This is a genomic window from Bradyrhizobium sp. SZCCHNR1053, from assembly GCF_032381235.1.
Taxonomy (GTDB): Bacteria; Pseudomonadota; Alphaproteobacteria; order Rhizobiales; family Xanthobacteraceae; genus Bradyrhizobium.
Map to the genome: position 1 here is coordinate 122118 of NZ_JAUHJM010000007.1, position 17826 is coordinate 139943.

General features: G+C 64.1%; 13 protein-coding genes. 7 read left to right on the forward strand and 6 right to left on the reverse strand.

Going from position 1 to position 17826, the window contains the following annotated elements; translation table 11 throughout:
• Positions 1-48 precede the first annotated feature (48 nt).
• Together QX051_RS18365 and QX051_RS18370 are read left to right on the forward strand one after the other, a co-directional pair.
• The gene (locus tag QX051_RS18365; protein WP_315777094.1) at positions 49-2049 is read left to right on the forward strand and encodes an ATP-dependent nuclease; all 2001 of its coding nucleotides are present in this window, start codon (positions 49-51) and stop codon (positions 2047-2049) included.
• A gap of 1 nt (position 2050) precedes the next feature.
• The gene (locus tag QX051_RS18370; protein ID WP_315777095.1) at positions 2051-3916 is read left to right on the forward strand and encodes an ATP-dependent helicase; all 1866 of its coding nucleotides are present in this window, start codon (positions 2051-2053) and stop codon (positions 3914-3916) included.
• Between the two features lie 1029 nt (positions 3917-4945).
• Here the strand turns inward: QX051_RS18370 and QX051_RS18375 are convergent.
• The 3 genes from QX051_RS18375 to galE all read right to left on the reverse strand — a co-directional run bounded on the left by QX051_RS18375 (position 4946) and on the right by galE (position 8601).
• The gene (locus tag QX051_RS18375; protein ID WP_315777096.1) at positions 4946-5647 is read right to left on the reverse strand and encodes a fumarylacetoacetate hydrolase family protein; all 702 of its coding nucleotides are present in this window, start codon (positions 5645-5647) and stop codon (positions 4946-4948) included.
• A 32-nt stretch (positions 5648-5679) separates the two neighbouring features.
• Positions 5680-7485, reverse strand: coding sequence for an ABC transporter ATP-binding protein (locus QX051_RS18380; protein ID WP_315777097.1), 1806 nt, complete (start codon positions 7483-7485; stop codon positions 5680-5682).
• 102 nt (positions 7486-7587) lie between these two features.
• The gene (gene galE, locus QX051_RS18385; protein WP_315738944.1) at positions 7588-8601 is read right to left on the reverse strand and encodes a UDP-glucose 4-epimerase GalE; all 1014 of its coding nucleotides are present in this window, start codon (positions 8599-8601) and stop codon (positions 7588-7590) included.
• Positions 8602-8731: 130 nt separating this feature from the next.
• On the opposite strand from galE, the gene QX051_RS18390 reads away from it, so the two are divergent.
• Positions 8732-9778, forward strand: coding sequence for a glycosyltransferase family 4 protein (locus QX051_RS18390; protein WP_315777098.1), 1047 nt, complete (start codon positions 8732-8734; stop codon positions 9776-9778).
• On the opposite strand, the gene QX051_RS18395 is transcribed toward QX051_RS18390, so the two are convergent.
• The 3 genes from QX051_RS18395 to waaF form a co-directional block, all read right to left on the reverse strand.
• Complete coding sequence (locus QX051_RS18395) at positions 9760-10287, reverse strand: HAD family hydrolase (RefSeq protein WP_315759124.1); 528 nt, start codon at positions 10285-10287, stop codon at positions 9760-9762. The two genes, QX051_RS18390 and QX051_RS18395, sit on opposite strands and share 19 nt — an antisense overlap.
• Positions 10288-10827 (reverse strand): D-sedoheptulose 7-phosphate isomerase, encoded by a 540-nt coding sequence (locus QX051_RS18400; RefSeq protein WP_409998114.1) that lies wholly within the window; start codon positions 10825-10827, stop codon positions 10288-10290.
• A 110-nt stretch (positions 10828-10937) separates the two neighbouring features.
• The gene (waaF, locus tag QX051_RS18405) at positions 10938-12002 is read right to left on the reverse strand and encodes a lipopolysaccharide heptosyltransferase II (RefSeq protein ID WP_315777099.1); all 1065 of its coding nucleotides are present in this window, start codon (positions 12000-12002) and stop codon (positions 10938-10940) included.
• 147 nt (positions 12003-12149) lie between these two features.
• Between waaF and rfaD the strand changes: the two genes are divergently transcribed.
• From rfaD to QX051_RS18425, 4 genes are read left to right on the forward strand one after another with little or no spacing between them, the layout of a single operon-like run.
• The gene (gene rfaD, locus QX051_RS18410) at positions 12150-13130 is read left to right on the forward strand and encodes an ADP-glyceromanno-heptose 6-epimerase (RefSeq protein WP_315777100.1); all 981 of its coding nucleotides are present in this window, start codon (positions 12150-12152) and stop codon (positions 13128-13130) included.
• 37 nt (positions 13131-13167) lie between these two features.
• On the forward strand, positions 13168-14640 hold the full coding sequence (rfaE1, locus tag QX051_RS18415) for a D-glycero-beta-D-manno-heptose-7-phosphate kinase (protein WP_315777101.1): 1473 nt from the start codon (positions 13168-13170) through the stop codon (positions 14638-14640).
• Positions 14637-15914: an O-antigen ligase family protein gene (locus QX051_RS18420; RefSeq protein WP_315777102.1), complete on the forward strand. Its 1278-nt coding sequence runs from the start codon at positions 14637-14639 to the stop codon at positions 15912-15914. The genes rfaE1 and QX051_RS18420 overlap by 4 nt, the downstream gene beginning before the upstream one ends.
• On the forward strand, positions 15911-17824 hold the full coding sequence (locus tag QX051_RS18425) for a nucleoside-diphosphate sugar epimerase/dehydratase (protein ID WP_315759118.1): 1914 nt from the start codon (positions 15911-15913) through the stop codon (positions 17822-17824). Before QX051_RS18420 ends, QX051_RS18425 begins: the two co-directional genes overlap by 4 nt.
• Positions 17825-17826: the final 2 nt, after the last annotated feature.

Sequence of the window (17826 nt, forward strand, 5' to 3'; positions counted from 1 at the left end):
GCGCAATAGTTGATCCGAGCTATTTCCGGCCGATGCGCGAATGGCACGATGCATATTGAATCTGTAAAGCTTCAAAATTTCCGCTGCTTTGGACCAACCCCCGTCGAAGTTTCGTTGGGTAGAGACCTGACCGCTCTGATCGGCGCAAATGGTGCTGGCAAGAGTGCATTTATCGAGGCGCTACGGCGGGTCTTTGGAGTGACCCGAGACGAGCGTACCCTAAGCCGAGCGGATGTACATTTCGGACCGAATGAAACGGCTGAAGATGTTGATAGCCGCGAGATCATCATAGACGTGGTGTTCGCGTTTCCAGAATTGGCGACCGGAGGGGCAGAAGCTCTCAATACGATCCCAGATGTGTTCCGGGTAATGACCGCAGCTGCCACAGGTCAGCCCCCTAAAGCTCGGATGCGATTGGAGGCGCTTTGGAAGCGAGGTGAAAGCTTTGTCGATGAGATCGACGCCGCTCTCTACTGGGTTCTGACACTTGGCGAGGTCGCATTTGGCGAGGATGGCGGCGCCGGCTTGGATAAGCAACGCGTCAGCAGTTCGGACCGCAACAGAATTCAACTCGTCTACGTTCCTGCCACTCGGGACGGGGCTGCCGTAACTCGGCATGCTCTACGCCAGCTTCTCCGGCGTATTGAACGCAGTGGTGATTTCGGCAATGACACCGAGAGTGACATTCAGGAAATCAGCGAAACGCTCCAAGAAACAGTCGATGACCTTCCCGCTTTGAAATGGGTTACCGAACGACTAGCAGCGAATTGGGGCTTATTGCATAGTTCCGCCCATTTAAAAACACCACGTTTCGTAGTGATTTCGCAGGAGTTTTCGCAGCTTCTGCGCAGCTTGACAGCACGACTTTCACCAATGCCGGATGGACGAGAGCGTGGTCTTGAAGAACTCAGCGAGGGTCTCACATCGCTCTTTTTTCTAGCGTTGGCCGCAACGCTCGCTCAACTTGAAGCAGAGCTTGCTAAATCGCCACCGCCGGAGGGCTTCACTGCGCTTGATGTCTCGCCTCCAGCACTTATCATCTACGCTGTGGAAGAGCCTGAGAATCACTTGGCGCCGTTTTATCTTTCGCGTCTAGTCAACCTTCTTACTGAATTGTGCTCTGGTCATCAGGCTATGGGCCTTATTACGAGTCATGCGCCGAGCGTGATGCGCCGCATCGGTCCTGAGTCGGTTCGACATTTCCGCCTTGATCCGACCTCATTAACAACAAAAGTGAACGCCCTCCGACTTCCTGATGATGACGACGAGGCTGAAAAGTATGTGCGTCAGGCAGTCCTCGCGCAGCCGGAACTCTATTTTGCAAGTCTTGTTATCTTAGGAGAAGGAGACAGTGAGGAGATTATTGTTCCGCGAATTGCAAAGGCGCTGGGCGTCGATCTCGACCCTTCATTCGTTGCATTTGCCCCTCTCGGCGGTCGTCACGTCAACCACTTCTGGCGACTGCTCGATGATTTGGATATCCCTGTTCTAACGCTTTTGGATTTCGATCTCGGGCGGCATGGCGCGGGCCCACTCCGCCTGAAGTACGCCTATGATCAACTTATGGCGATTTGGGATCTCCCCCCGCCGCGAAATATTCGCGGAAATCCGGAGCAGATGGCCTATTGGCGAAGCCGTGGACAAAAAGGCATTCGACTATGGCGTCGTTGGTTGGCTAAGCAAGGCATATTGTTCTCATATCCTCTTGATCTCGATATGATGATGATCCGCGCTTTCCCAGATGCTTACGGTGTCGCAGACGCCGACGAGCCCGATGATGAAGATAAGCTTGAAGCCTCGGTATTTGGGAAGGGAAATGGGCTTGACGACTATGACGAGAAAGCTCCAGCGGACGATCGGCCATCCATCAATGAACTCGTCACGTACGACAAGCTTTTCAAGAAGCGCAGTAAGCCGGGATCGCATTTGAAGGCAATAGCTGAACTCTCAGATGAAGAACTTCGTGACGGGTGCCCAGACCCTCTCAAGCAGCTGGTAAAGAAAGCAGCCAAAATCCTGAGCAGCCTTACTGGCAGAAAAGAGAATTGAAGTGGTTCGCCTCATACGCCCCGAAGATTGGCAACCGAGCGACGGGATACGCCTAGAGGACGCAGCGCACCGCGTCGTGACCTCCGCCGGGAACAAAAGCGTAATTGCAGGGCCGGGTTCCGGGAAAACAGAGCTGCTGGCCCAGCGTGCTCTGTATCTACTTCAAACCGGCCTCTGCAAATCACCACAGCGGATTCTAGCGATAAGTTTCAAACGTGATGCCGCCAAAACGCTGAAGGAGCGTGTATCGCGTCGGTGCTCGCCGGAGCAATCGCGGCGGTTCGATTCCTACACGTTTGATGCGTTTGCCAAAAGTCTCGTCGACCGATTTCTTTCTGTCGCGCCAGAATGGTGCAGGCCACCTCGTGACTATCGCATTGTCTTTCCGCACCGCAACGAGTGGCTGGACTTTCTGCGCGGTGTAAGGCCACCTGCTGAATTTGGCGGCAATGCCGCCGCTCATGCCCTTAGCGGTGAACAAATCGAACGATGGGGCCCGCTACCGTTAGAGCCCGATCCGCAAGATGCACTTTCCTGGGTGGCGCGCGAGTGGTGGCGCGTCAGCATTGGGGGCCAGCGGCCTAGCTTAACCTTTGCCATGATTGGACGCTTGGCAGAAGCAATTCTTGCTCACAATCCGCAGGTTCTAAGAGCTTTACAGCTTACTTACTCACATGTGTTTCTTGATGAGTTTCAGGATACAACCCGCGCACAATTCCGCTTCGTGCTAACGGCCTTTTCGCAGGCTACAGCTGCATTGACTGCCGTTGGGGATACCAAGCAGCGAATAATGACCTGGGCCGGTGCTGAAGCCGAGGTGTTCGCATGGTTCGAGCAATATTTTAATGCCGGCCGCGAGCGACTGCAGTTGAATCATCGCTCTAATCGGCGCGTCGTCCAAATCATCAACGATTTGGTCCACGCCATTGAGCCAGACGCGGTTGATACCTCCTGCGCCCGCCCTGACGCTACTATTCCAGAAGACGCTGCTGCCTTCTGGATTTTCGACACCGACGAAGAAGAGAGCGCAAGGCTAGCGGATGTGATTGCAGCAGACATTGAGGGCGGCCTGAGACCGGACGACTTTGTGTTGCTTGTACGCGCTCGGGCTGATGAAGCCGAGACGCGTTTGCGAGATGCTTTTGCAGCTAAGGGAATTAGGCTTCGCAATGAGGCTCGCTTAATCGGCGGGATTGGCGTGCAGGAGCTGCTTTCTGAAGAACTTGTTGGGCTGATTATTGGTCTTGTACGGCTCGCAGTCGGAGTGCGCGGTCATGATATTTATACTGCAGTGCAGGAATCGCTCGGTGCCATCTTGGGAATTGATTTTGAAAACGCCGCCGATACTAAGCGATTAGACATTTCACTGCGCGATATAGTCACGCGCATTAAAGAGCACACAGATGGGCGATCCGCGGAAGCCGATATGGAATCGCTCATTGGGGGAATCGTGGATGAGTTGGACGAAGCTCGGATTCGCCGGGTATTTCGGCAATACGAGAATGAGGACTATTTTGAGAACGTGCAGTCGGCGCTTGCCTTGCTTCTCGACGAGTACAAGGACATGTCTGACAGCTGGAAATCACTGATCGACGCCGCAGAGGGAATTGGTCAGGTCAAGCTAATGACGATCCATAAGAGCAAAGGCCTCGAATATCACACCGTGATCTTCGTAGGGCTTCATCAAAACGCGTTCTGGGGTTATCGAAACAATCGCGAAGAGGAGACAAATGCATTTTTTGTCGCGCTCTCACGAGCTCGAGAAAGAGTCTATTTTACGCGTTCCAAACAGAGCGGAGACACAAGGCAGATCCAAGGGCTTATTGATCTCCTTGCCGGTGCAGATGTCCCATTTATCGAATTTTAGACCTACGGCCGTGGGTTGCTTGCCCCGACCGTCGGGCAAATCACGTGCCCATCCGAAACCCTGTCAAGTCCTTCCGCAAAACATAAAACGCTTGATGTCTTCGGCTAATCAGCATTATGGTCCACGCATCCCGTTGCACGGTAGGGGACGGTTCGCGGTCGTCACGGACGTTGGCAGCGGAGAGCGGTGGACGCGGGGCGGCGGCGTGTGATGAGCACGGACGAACGCTTGGCTCGCGGACGGCGAAGGCGTGTGGTTCTGATACTCCGATGCTAGTATTAACCCGGCGATGAAGCTCGCTTCGCGCTGGGGATGGTGGCCAGAAAGCCCGGTGCACCAGGAAGAGCGCGCTATAGCCTGTTAAAACCATCGCGCGGGGAAGGCCGGGTCTGTCCGGCTGTACCTGTGGTGACTGCCGCCTGCTTTTTTCTGCAGGCGGGCCACGGGCCTCAGCCGAGGTCCGGCCTTCCTCGCGCCCTCCATTCTGAAGAGGGCGGGATCTGGAGCACAACTCGGGCGCGGGATGCGTCGCGAGACGGTGGATGCTCGTGTCCCTGATCAGCCCGATGCTGTTTGAGATTGTGGATCAGATGATGGTGCATGCCCATGTGCCGGCTGATGTCTTGTGCGGTCGTGCCGCGAGATTGCCGCTTGTGACGGGCCGTATGGTTCGAGACGCGCCGCAAGCGGCGCTCCTCACCATGAGGGGCGAGGTTATCGCCACGGAGGCGGTGAGCTCCCCTCCCCCTTGCGGGGAGGGGGTGGGGGTCTCCGGGCGTTGAACGATCTTGGGGGGCGATTTTTCTCCTCACGTGGCGTGAAGAGGTTGCGCCAAGTGTGCGTGCGCGATCGAGAGACCGGAATTTGGGGACCCCCACCCCCGACCCCTCCCCGCAAGGGGGAGGGGAGGCCACCGTCGGTGGGGCGGGTGGGGTGCTCCCTTCGGATGTCAGGCAAAGGAAAAGGCCGCGCTGGGCGCGGCCTTTTGACAGGTCTGCGGCGGTGAGCCGCCTTGCGAGGCGAGGCGGCTTACTTCGCCGCCGGGCCGATCGAGACCTTCAGCGTGCCGACGCCGTCGACGCCGCATTCGATCTTGTCGCCGGCCACGATCGCCGCGACGCCCGCGGGCGTGCCGGTCATGATGATGTCGCCAGCGGCGAGCTCGACCTGCTGGGACAGCTTCCAGATGATCTCGGGCACGTTCCAGATCAGCTCGGAGAGGTCGCCCTTCTGACGCTCGGTGCCGTTGACCGACAGCCAGATCTTGCCCGTCGCGGGGTGGCCGATCTTGGCCGCGGGCACCACCGCCGAGCAGGGCGCGGAGTGGTCGAACGACTTGCCGACCTCCCAGGGGCGCTGCATCTTGCGGGAGGCGAGCTGCAGGTCGCGGCGGGTGAGGTCGATGCCGACGGCGTAGCCGTAGACGTGGTCGAGCGCCTTGTCGGTCGGAATGTTGAGGCCGCCGCTCTTCAGCGCGACCACCAGCTCGACCTCGTGATGCATGTCCTTGGTGAGCGGCGGGTAGGGGATCACGGCGCCGTCCGGCTCCAGCATGTCGGCATGCTTGGCGAAGAAGAACGGCGGATCGCGCTCGTCATTGCCCATCTCGCGGATGTGCTCGAGATAGTTGCGACCGACGCACCAGATGCGGCGAACGGGAAAGACGCCGGCTTCGCCCACCACGGGCAGCGACGGTTGCGGCAGGGCCGGGATGACGGTGGAGGCGCTCATGAAACGATCTCGGGTGCGGTGAAATGGGCGGGTCAGGAGGTGGCGGTCATGGGGATCACATTCGGCCCCATGTCGCGCTGTTGCAGGCGGAAGAACGAAGCATAGCGGCCGCCACGGCGCAACAGATCGTCATGCCGGCCGCGCTCGACGATCTCGCCGGCCTCGACCACCAGGATGGCGTCGGCGTTCATGATGGTGTGCAGGCGATGCGCGATGACGATGGTGGTGCGATTCTGGCAAAGATGCTCGATGGCCTCCTGCACCTGCCGCTCCGACTCGGAGTCCAGTGCCGCGGTGGCCTCGTCGAGCAGGATGATCGGCGCGTTGCGGATCAGCGCGCGCGCCACCGCGATGCGCTGGCGCTGGCCGCCGGAGAGCTGGGTGCCGTGCTCGCCGACCGGCGTGTCGTAGCCGAGCGGGAAGCTCATGATGAAGTCGTGCGCGCAGGCGGCCTTCGCCGCCTCGATGATCTCGGCCTCGGTCGCGCCCGGCTTGCCGAAGGCGATGTTGGCGCGGATCGAGTCGCGGAACAGGTAGACGTCCTGGCCGACATAGGCGGCCTGCTCGCGCAGGGAGCGGCGCGACACGTTCGAGATCGACTGACCGTCGATCAGGATGTCGCCTTCGGTCGCCTCGTAGAAGCGAAGGAGCAGCGCCAGCACCGTCGACTTGCCGCCGCCGGACGGGCCGACCAGCGCGGTGACCTTGCCGGGCTCGGCTGTGAAGCTCATGCGGTTGAGCACCGGCTCGTTGTCGCGATAGGCGAAGGAGACGTCGCGCAGCTCGATCCTGGCCTGCGTCAGCTTCAGCGCCGGCTTGTCGTCGTCAGGCTGCTCGCTGGCGGGGCTGTCGACCACTTCGAGCAGCATGCGCGCGCCGACCAGCTGGCTGTTGAGATCGATGTTGAGCCGCGCCAGCCGCTTGGCCGGCTCGGTCGCCATCAGGAAGGCGGTCATGAAGGAGAAGAACTGGCCGGGCGTGGCGTTGAGCGCGACCACGGCATAGCCGCCATACATCAAACAGCCGGCGACCGCGAAGCCGCCCAGCATCTCCATCAGCGGGTTGGAACGGTTGGAGACGCGGGCCATCTTGTTGGCGTTGCGCTCGACCACCGCGATGTTCTCGTCGATGCGGGCGCGCATCGCGTCCTCGAGCGTGAACGCTTTCACGGTGCGGATGCCCTGCAGCGATTCCTGCATCGTCTCGAGGATGTCGGCATTGCCGGTGAACTGGCTGTGCGCGAGGCCCTTGATGCGCTTCACCAGCTTGCGCAACACCAGCATGGCCGGCGGCACGACGACCAGGCCGAGCAGCGACATCCAGGGATCCTGCGCGACCATCACGGCGATCATGCTGATCAAGAGCAGCAGGTCGCGGCCGATTGCGTTGATCAGCATGGTCAGGACGTCGGTGATCGACTTGGCACCGGCGGTGAGGCGCGCGAGGAACTCGGACGAGTGACGCTCGGAGAAGAAGCCGATGCTCTCGCTCATCAGCTTGGCGAACAGCTGGCGCTGGTTGTTGGCGAGGATCGCGTTGGAGATTTTCGACAGGATGACGGCGTAGCCGTAGGTCGAGACGCCCTTGACGAACAGCAGCAACACGGTGACGCCGGAGAGCACCGCGATGCCGGGGATGCTCTTGTCGACATAGGCCTTGTTGATGACCTGGCCGAGGATGTAGGCGGCGCCGGCGCTGGCGCCGGCCGAGACCGCCATCAGCGCGAAAGCAGTGAGATAGCGGCGCCAGTAGAGGATGCCCTGTTCCATCACGAGGCGGCGGATCAGGATCGCGGCGCCATAGGGATCGTCGGTGATCTTCTTCGGAAATTCGGCCATTCTGGTCCCTGGCCGCCGGGACAAATCGCCGGGCGGACAGCAGTGCTTGCCCGCTCGGGGCGGCTTTTTCAAGCCCCCCGGCGTCCGGCTAAGTCGTTGATTCTAGGCCGAGGCCCGCTGCAGCGTGCCGCTGTGGCGTTCCAGGAACAGTTTCTCCTCCCAGGTCAGGGCGTGGGCGGCGATTGTTTCCAGATCGTCATAGGTCGGGGTCCAGTCGAGCAGCGCCTTCAAACGGCTGGTGTCGGCGACCATGCTCATGATGTCGCCGGGGCGGCGCGGCGCGTATTGGACGGGAATGGCGCGACCGGAGACGCGCCGGACGGCCTCGATGGTCTCGAGCACGGAATAGCCGCGGCCGTACCCACAATTCAGCGTGACCGAGCCGCCGCCGGTGCGCAGATAGGCCAGCGCGGCGCGGTGCACCTGGACGAGATCGCAGACATGGATGAAATCGCGGATGCAGGTGCCGTCGGGGGTCGGATAGTCGGTGCCGAAGACGTCGATCTTGGCGCGCTGGCCGGTCGCGACCTCCATCGCGATCTTCATCAGATGCGTCGCGCCGACGGTGGCAAGCCCGCTGCGCCCGAACGGATCGGCGCCGGCGACGTTGAAGTAGCGCAGCACCACGTAGTTGAGGTCATAGGCCGAGGCGACGTCGTGCAGGATGATCTCGGCCATCAGCTTCGAGGTGCCGTAGGGCGAGGTCGGACGGGTCGGCGCGCTCTCGGGCACCGGCACCTCGTCCGGATTGCCGTAGACGGCCGCGGTCGAGGAGAACACGAAGCGGCTGACGCCGCGCTTGACCGCCGCATTCAACAGGCTGCGCGTGGTCATCGTGTTGTTGCGGTAGTAGAGCAGCGGATCGCGCACCGATTCCGGCACCACCACCGAGCCCGCCAAATGGATGATGCTGTCGACGCCGTGCTGGCTGATGACGCCATCCACGAGATTTTCATCGCCGGCATCGCCGATGAACAGCGGTACGCCGTCCGGGACGAATGCGGAAAAGCCGGTCGAGAGGTTGTCGATCACCACGACGCTTTCGCCGGCTTCCGCCAGCGCCAGCACCATGTGGCTGCCGATATAGCCGGCGCCGCCGGTCACGAGCACGGTCATTGTTTGACGCGATCCCTGTTTGTTTTCCGGCAAACTAACGCCGGCGAAGTGAAGGACCTCTTGCGTGCATAGCGAACTGGCGGCGATGCTTAATGTTGCGTATAGGGAACCGCTGCAATTGGAGTGAGTGGTGCAAGCCGAGCGTGTTTCTGCCGCCGATCTCGACGTGATCGTGCCCAACCTGCACCGGCGCTATTCCGGCGTGACGGCGACCAACCGGATGGTGGCGCCGAAGCTGGCGCAGCGCGTGCGCGCCGCCTGGCTCGGTTCCTACGCGCCGGATGGGATTGCGCGGATCGGTGCGAGCGGCCTCTTCAAGCTGTGGGGTCGGCGGCGGCCGCTGATCTGGCACGCGCGCCGCAACAACGAGATGATCGTCGGCGTGATCATGCGCGCGCTCGGCTGGCCGTTCAAGCTGGTGTTCACCTCGGCCGCGCAGCGCCATCACAGCTGGATCACGCGCTGGCTGATCCGCCGCATGGACGCGATCATCGCCACCAGCGACATCTCGGCGTCCTATCTGAAGCGCGACGCGACGGTGGTGACGCATGGCGTCGACACCGAGATCTATACGCCGCCAGCGGATCGCGCCGCGGCCTTCGCCGAGAGCGGACTGCCGGGAAAACATGCCATCGGCTGCTTCGGCCGCGTCCGTGCGCAGAAGGGCAGCGATGTGTTCGTCGCCGCGATGTGCCGGCTGCTGCCGCGCTTTCCGGATTTTTCCGCCGTGCTGGTCGGCGCCGTGACGCCCGAGCAGATGCCGTTCGCGAGCGAGCTGAAGAAGCAGATCGCCGCCGCGGGCCTGGAGCAGCGCATCGTCATCACCGGCGAGCTCGACATCGCCGACGTGCAGCGCTGGTACCAGCGTCTCACGATCTACGCCTTCACCTCGCGCAACGAAGGCTTTGGTCTCACGCTGATCGAGGCGATGGCGGCAGGAGCGGCGCTGGTCGCGGCGCGCGCCGGCGCGGCGGAGATCGTGGTCGAGGACGGCATCACCGGCGTGCTGGTGCCGCCGGGCGACGTCGATGCGCTGGTCGCTGCGCTCGAACCGTTGATGCGCGATCCGGATGCGGCGCGGGCGATGGGCGAGCGGGCGCGGCAGCGCGTGGTGGAGAGGTTCAGCCTCGAGGCCGAGGCCGACAAGATCGCCGCCGTTTATCGGCGACTGGTCTGAGCGATGATGTCGGCGACGAACGCATCGAGATCGCCGCCGGCGAACAGGAAGCCGGGCAGGCCGGCCGCCTCGGCGGCGGCGATGTCCGAGGTGCGGTCGCCGATCACGAAGCTGCCCTCGCGCCTGATGGGCCAGTGCTGCATCAGGTCGAGGATCATGCCCGGCGCCGGCTTGCGCCAGGGATGCTCGCGCAGATAGCGCTCGACCGAGCCTTCGGTGTGGTAGGGGCAATAGCGGATGTCGTCGATGACAGCCCCCTGCGCCGCGAGCTCCGCCCGCATCCAGTCGTGCAGACCCATGACGTCGTCTTCGCTGAACAGACCGCGGGCAACTCCGGACTGGTTGGTGAAGAGGAAGACGTGATAGCCGGAGTCATTGAGGCGCCGGATCGCGTGGGCCACATTCGGCATCCAACGGATGCGCTCGCGCGAGCCGATGTAGTTGTCGTCGTGATTGATGACGCCGTCGCGGTCGAGAAACGCCGCCGGCTTGAGCTGAGCAGTCGTCATCTAGCCCTCGTCCTGCATCAGCGCCGCTTCGATCACCTCGCAGATGCCGTGCGCCGTCGCGAGGTGGATCTGCTGGATCAGCGGCGTGTCGTCGCTCGGCGCCACCAGCATCTCGTCGCACGATTCGCCCATCGCGAGGCCTTTGGCGCCGGTGAAGCCGACCGTGACCAGCCCGCGCTCGCGCGCCTTGCGCAGCGCATTGAGGATGCTCGGCGAGCGGCCGGAGGTCGAGATCGCCAGCAGCACGTCGCCCGGTGTACCGAGCCCTTCGACCTGGCGAGCGAAGACGTGATCGAAGCCGTAGTCGTTGCCGATCGCGGTCAGCGCCGAGGTGTCGGTGGTCAGCGCGATGGCGGCATAGGCCGGCCGCTCCTGCTTGTAGCGGCCGACGATCTCGGCCGCGATATGCTGGGCGTCCGCCGCGCTTCCGCCATTGCCGACGATGAGCAGCTTGTGGCCGCCGCGCAGCGCCGCGATGATCCTCGCCGCGATCCGTCGGGCGCTGGCGAGCATCGCGGCATCGTCGGCGGCGCGCTCCATGGCGGCGCGGGAGCGGGCGAGATGGTTGGCGATCGGGTCGGGGGCGCGGGTCACGTGGCGGCTCGGGTTACGTCAGGGCCGGTGTATGGGGCGCGGTGCCGCTTCGCAAGCTAGTGCGCGACCGGTATGGCCGCGTCAGCAAGGATCCGCTGGGCGATGGTGGCAACATCGGTCGCCGGAATGTCGCGCATGCAGCGGTGGTCGTTCATCCGGCAGACCGGGCGGTGGCAGGGCTGGCAGGGGACCTGTGTCCTGGTCTGGACCGTCGCCGCAAGACCGTTCAGCGGCGCCCAATGGTAGGGGCTGGTCGGACCGAAGATACCCATAGTCGGCGTCCCCAGCGCCGCGGCGATGTGCATGAGCCCCGAATCATTGGAGATGGCGACGCTGGCCGCGGCCATGGCCAGGATACCGTTGCGCAAGTCGGTTCCAGTCAGGTCGCGGACGGCCGGTCCGCCGGCCGCGACGATCTCGGCGGCCAGCGCCTTCTCGCCGGGGCCGCCGACCACCCAGACGTCGAGGCCGGCATTGCGCAACAGCCGGGCCGCCTCGCCGTAATAGGGCCAGCGCTTGGCGGCACCCACCGACCCCGGTGCCAGCGCCACGGCCGGGCGGTTCCCCAGGCCATTGGCCTCGCGCCAGCGCGCGACGTCCTCCGGCGGCACCCGCAGCTGCGGGACCGGCCATTCCGGCGGCAGCGGCGCCCCGTCGGGCAGCGCCAGCGCGGCATTCTTGTCGATGAAGCGGGGCAGCGCCTTCTCGCCCCAGCGCCAGCGGTTGAGCAGGCCGAAGCGGACCTCGCCGACGAAGCCCACCCGCTCGGGGATGCCGGCCAGCGCCGGTGCCAGCGCCGATTTCCAGGTTCGCGGCATCACCAGGGCGGTCCGATAGCGACGTTCGCGCAACATCGCGGCGAGCTGCCATTGCCGGCCGAGCGCCAGCCGGCTGCGCGGCAGATCCCAGACGATGCCAGAGCGGACCCCGGGCATGTAATCCACCAGCGGCGCGCACAGCGAGGTCACCAGCAGGTCGACCGGCCGGTTCGGCCAGCGCTCCTTGAGCACCCGCACGACGGTGTGGCCGCGCACGAAATCGCCGATCCACATATAGGGAATGATCAGGATCGGGCTGGTGTCCGCCGCGTCCACCTCGACCTTGGTCGAATTCGAATTCATTCTTTGTCTGCCTGGCTTTGGCGCGCTGGTAGCCGCTCGGCCGCCGCAGGTAAAGTGGCCCGAGCGAGCCGACACCAAAGCGCTTACACTTTGCCGTCGCATGCGCTACGCGAGGGCGGGGTTTTCGGGATCAGGACGGGTTGCTGAATGTTGCTGGTGACCGGCGGCGCCGGGTTTATCGGATCGAATCTGGTTGCAGCGTTGAACGACGCGGGACGCACGGATGTCGTCGTCTGCGACACGCTCGGCAGCGAGGGCAAGTGGCGCAACCTCGCCAAGCGGCAGCTGGCGGACGTCGTGCCGCCATCCGATCTGGGCGAATGGCTAAGGGGCCGTCGGCTCGACGCCGTCCTGCACATGGGAGCCATTTCCGCCACGACGGTCACCGACGGCGACCTCGTGATGGAGCAAAATTTCCGGAGTTCGCTGCGCCTGCTCGACTGGTGCACCGAAAGTTCCACGCCGTTCATCTTCGCCTCGTCGGCGGCGACCTATGGCGACGGCGCGCAGGGCTTCGTGGATGATCCGTCGCTCGCGGCGCTGAAGACGCTGCGGCCGATGAATCTCTATGGCTGGAGCAAGCATCTGTTCGACATGGCGGTTGCTGCGCGCGCCGAGCGCGGCGAAAGGCTGCCGCCACAATATGCCGGGCTCAAGTTCTTCAACGTGTTCGGTCCCAACGAATACCACAAGGGATCGATGATGAGCGTGCTGACCCGCCGCTTCGACGACATCAAGGCCGGGCACACCCTGCAACTGTTCAAGTCGCACCGTGAAGGCATCGCCGATGGCGACCAGCGCCGCGACTTCATCTACGTCGACGACGTCGTCCGCGTGATGCTGTGGCTGTTGGCCTCTCCTACCGTCTCGGGCCTGTTCAACGTCGGCACGGGACAGGCGCGCAGCTTCAAGGACATGATGCTGGCGGCCTATACCACGCTCGGTGCGACGCCCCGGATCGAGTACATCGACATGCCAGAAGCGATTCGCGGCAGCTACCAGTATTTCACCCAGAGCAAGGTCGACCGGCTGTTGGCCGCCGGCTACAACGGCGGCTTCACGTCGCTCGAGGACGCGGTCGCTGGCTATGTCCGAGACTATCTCGATTCCGCCGACCGCTTCCGCTAGACGATCTGGTTCTGACCACTCACCGAGACTGCCGCTGATGTTCGACTTTGACGATCTCTCGCAAGCGATCGCCCGCCAGACGGTGCTGTGCATCGGCGACCTCATGCTGGATGAGTTCGTCTACGGCGAGGTGTCGCGGATTTCCCCCGAAGCGCCGGCGCCTGTCATCGCGGTCCAGCGCAGCGAGATCAACATCGGCGGCGCCGGCAACGTCGCGCGCAACATCGCCGCGCTCGGCGCCCGCTGCATCTTCGTCGGCCTCGTCGGGCAGGATGCGGCCGGCGACCAGCTGGAGGCCGAGCTCGCCAAGGAGGGCGGCATCGAGAGCGTGCTTGTGCGCGATCCCTCGCGGCCGACGACGCGCAAGGTGCGTTTCGTCTCCGAGCATTTCTCCACCCACATGCTGCGCGCCGACTGGGAGCGCGCCTCACCGGCGATCGGCGAGGTCGAGCAGAAGCTGATCGAGGCCATCCTGCCGCTGATTGCGCGGGCCGACATCGTGCTGCTGTCGGACTACGCCAAGGGCGTGCTCACCGCGCGCGTCCTGCGCAACGTGATCGACGCGACCCGCAAGGCCGGCAAGCGCGTGATCGTCGATCCCAAGAGCGCAAATCTCGCGATCTATCGCGGCGCGAGCGTGCTGACGCCGAACCGCAAGGAGTTTTCGGAAGCGACCCGCAGCCGGGCCGAAACCGGGCACGAGATCGCCGCAGCCGCGCAGGATGCGATCTATCTCGCCGACTGCGAGGCAATTCTGGTGACGCAGAGCGAGCGCGGCATGACGCTGGTACCGCGCGAGGGCGATCCGATTCACGTGCCGGCCTATCCCGTGAAGGTGCGCGACGTCTCCGGCGCCGGCGACACGGTTGTTGCCGTGCTTGCCGCGACGCTCGCGGCCGGCGCCGCCTGGGCGGATGCGTTGCGGATGGCGAGCGCCGCTGCGGCGGTGGCCGTCAGCAAGCACGGCACCGCCAGCGTGACATCGGCCGAACTGCGCCGAAAGATCCTGCCGCATGCCTATCGTGCCGCTGAGGAAAAGATCATCGAGAGCGATGACGAACTCGCCGCCCGGGTCGAGGGGTGGCGGGGAGAGGGCCTGCGCGTCGGCTTTACCAATGGCTGCTTCGACATTCTGCATCCCGGCCACGTCAAGGTGCTGACCGCGGCGCGCGCCGCCTGCGACCGTCTCGTGGTCGGGCTGAACAGCGATGCCTCGGTCAGGCGGCTGAAGGGCGAGAGCCGCCCCGTTCAGGACGAGCGCGCGCGCGCCGAGGTGCTGGCCGCGCTCGAGGCGGTTGATGTCGTCGCCATCTTCGCGGAGGACACGCCGCTCCGCTTGATCGAGCTGGTCCGGCCAAGCGTGCTGGTCAAGGGCGGCGACTATACGCGCGAGCAGGTGGTGGGGCACGAGATCGTCGAAGCCGCCGGCGGCGAGGTGATTCTGATCGACATCCTGAAAGGGCACAGCACGACCGCGCTGGTCGATCGCGCCCGGAGCGAGGCGCGATGAGCGCGCTGGCAGGTCATCCCGGCCCAGCGCTGCTGGCGCGCCGCTGGCGCGATCCGGCGGCGTGGCGGACGACGGTCGATGTCGTGGCGATTCTGCTGGCGGCGTCGCTGCCGTGGTCGACGTCGCTGGTGTCGATCCTGGGCGTGGTCATGCTGATCACGATGCTGCCGTTTCTCGACGTCGAGCGTCTGCTGCAGGTCCTGAAGCGGCCGATCTCGCTGGCGCCGATCGCGCTCTTCCTGTTGGCGCTGATCGGAACGCTGTGGTCGGACGTGGCGTGGGGCGCACGGCTCTACGCGGTGGGACCGGCGGCGAAGCTTCTGGTGCTGCCCGCGCTGCTCTACCATTTCCAGCGGTCGGAGCGCGGGCTGTGGGTCTTCGCCGCGTTTCTCGCCTCCTGCGTGCTGATGGTCGTGGTGTCGACCGCGGTCGCGTTCAATCCTGCGCTCGCGCTCAAGGCCAATGCCGATCGCGGCATCTTCGTGAAGAACTACATCGACCAGGGCCAGGAGTTCTCGCTCTGCGCCGTGGCGCTGGCCTATCCGATCGCCCAGTTGCTGCGCGCCCGCCGCTTCCTTCCGGCCGGCCTGCTCACCGCGATCATGATCGCGTTCCTCGCCAACATGATTTTCATCGTTGTCTCGCGCACCGCGCTGGTGACGATCCCGATCCTGCTTGCGGTGTTCGGGCTGATCCACTTGAAATGGCGCGCCAACCTGCTGATCGCGGCCGGTGCCCTTGCGCTGGGTCTCGCTGCATGGACCGTGTCCCCGCAATTGCAGGGCAAGGTGGCGACGTTCACGAGCCAATATCAGGACTACAGGAACGATCGCGCCGTCACGTCGATCGGCGAGCGGCTCGAATTCTGGCGCAAGTCGTTGCGGTTCCTGGCCGACGCGCCGCTGATCGGACACGGCTCGGGCTCGACGCGTCACTTGTTCGAGCTGGCCGCGAGCGGGTCGCGCGACCTCTCCTCGAGCCAGGTCGTCGGCAATCCGCACAATCAGACGCTCTACGTCGCGGTCCAATGGGGAGCGTTTGGGATCGTCATTCTCTACGCGATGTGGGCCGTGCACCTCCTGCTGTTCCGCGGTGACGGGCTGGCGCCCTGGATCGGACTTCTCGTGGTCGTGCAGAACATCTTCACCTCGCTGTTCAATTCCCACATCTTCGATTTCCACGAAGGGTGGATGTATGTCATCGGCGTCGGCGTGGCCGGCGGCATGGTGCTACGATCGAGGATAGAGCCCGATGCGGAGCCCGTCACAGCATGACGCGCCTCTCGCAACTCACCTCCCGGAACCTGCTGATCGCCGCGCATGACCTCCTGGTCAGCGTCGTCGCGCTGTTCGCGGCGTTCTATATCCGCTTCGAAGGCGCCAGCACCTTCTGGGAGCGGGTGCCGCTGCTCTTGCAGATCCTGCCGTACTTCATCGCCTTCAGCTTCGTCGTCTTCTACTTCTCGAACCTTCTGACGACGAAGTGGCGGTTCATCTCGCTGCCGGACGCGCTGAACATCGTCCGCGTCGCGACCGTGCTGACGCTGGCGCTGCTGGTGCTCGACTACATCATCGTCGCGCCGAACGTCCGCGGCACCTTCTTCTTCGGCAAGCTCACGATCATTCTCTATTGGTTCCTGGAGATCTTTGCGCTGAGCGCGCTGCGTTTCGCCTATCGCTACTTCCGCTATACGCGGGTGCGACGGCACGCTCGGTCCGAGGACGCCGCCCCCGCGCTCCTGATCGGCCGTGCGGCCGACGCCGAGGTCGTGCTGCGCGGCATCGAGAGCGGCGCGGTCAAGCGCATCTGGCCGATCGGCATTCTCTCGCCGTCGACCGCCGACCGGGGGCAGTTGATCCGCGGCGTGCCGGTGCTGGGCGGGATCGATGATGTCGAGGACGTCGCCGCCGACTTTGCCCGTCGCGATCGGCCGATCGCGCGCGCCCTGATGATGCCGACCGCGTTCGATCCGGACTGTCATCCGGAGACCTTCCTGATGCGGGCGCGCCGGTTGCGCCTGATCGTGAGCCGCCTGCCGTCGCTGGAGAGTGGCGATGCGCCGAGGCTCGCGCCGGTCGCGGTCGAGGACCTCTTGCTGCGGCCGAGCGAGAAGATCGATTACGGCCGGCTGGAAGCGCTGGTGCGTGGCAAAACCGTCGTGGTGACCGGCGGCGGCGGCTCGATCGGCGCCGAGATCTGTCAGCGCGTGGTTGCGTTCGGGGCGGCGCGGCTGCTCATTCTGGAGAATTCCGAGCCGGCGCTCTATGCGATCACCGAGGCGCTCGCGGCCGATCCCGAGGCGAACGTCGCCGTCGAGGGGCGCATCGCCGACATCCGCGATCGCGACCGGGTGTTCGCGCTGATCGGCGAGTTCAAGCCGGATCTGGTCTTCCACGCGGCGGCGCTGAAACACGTGCCGATCCTCGAGCGCGACTGGAGCGAGGGCGTCAAGACCAACATCTTCGGCTCGATCAACGTGGCCGATGCCGCGGTGGCCTCAGGCGCCGAGGCCATGGTGATGATCTCCACCGACAAGGCGATCGAGCCGGTGTCGATGCTCGGCCTCACCAAGCGCTTCGCCGAAATGTACTGCCAGGCGCTCGATCGCCAGCTCGCCGACCGGCCGACGGGACGGCCGCCGATGCGGCTGATCTCGGTGCGATTCGGCAACGTGCTGGCGTCCAACGGCTCGGTGGTGCCGAAGTTCAAGGCGCAGATCGAGGCGGGCGGCCCCGTCACGGTGACGCACCCGGACATGGTGCGCTACTTCATGACCATCCGCGAGGCCTGCGATCTCGTGATCACGGCGGCCTCGCATGCGCTGGCGCCGCAGCGCCCGGATGTCTCGGTCTATGTGTTGAACATGGGCCAGCCCGTCCGCATCGTCGATCTGGCCGAGCGCATGATTCGCCTGTCCGGCCTGCAGCCCGGCTACGACGTCGAGATCGTGTTCACGGGCATCCGGCCCGGCGAGCGCCTGAACGAGATCCTGTTCGCGAGCGAGGAGCCGCCGGTCGAGATCGGCGTCGCCGGCGTCATGGCGGCGACCCCGAACGAGCCTCCGATGCAGACGCTGAAGGCATGGATCGCGGCGCTCGATCAGGCGATCGCGCGCAATGATCCGGTGACGATCAAGTCGGTGCTGAAGGATGCGGTGCCGGAATTCGGCTCGAGCGCGGCCTGAGT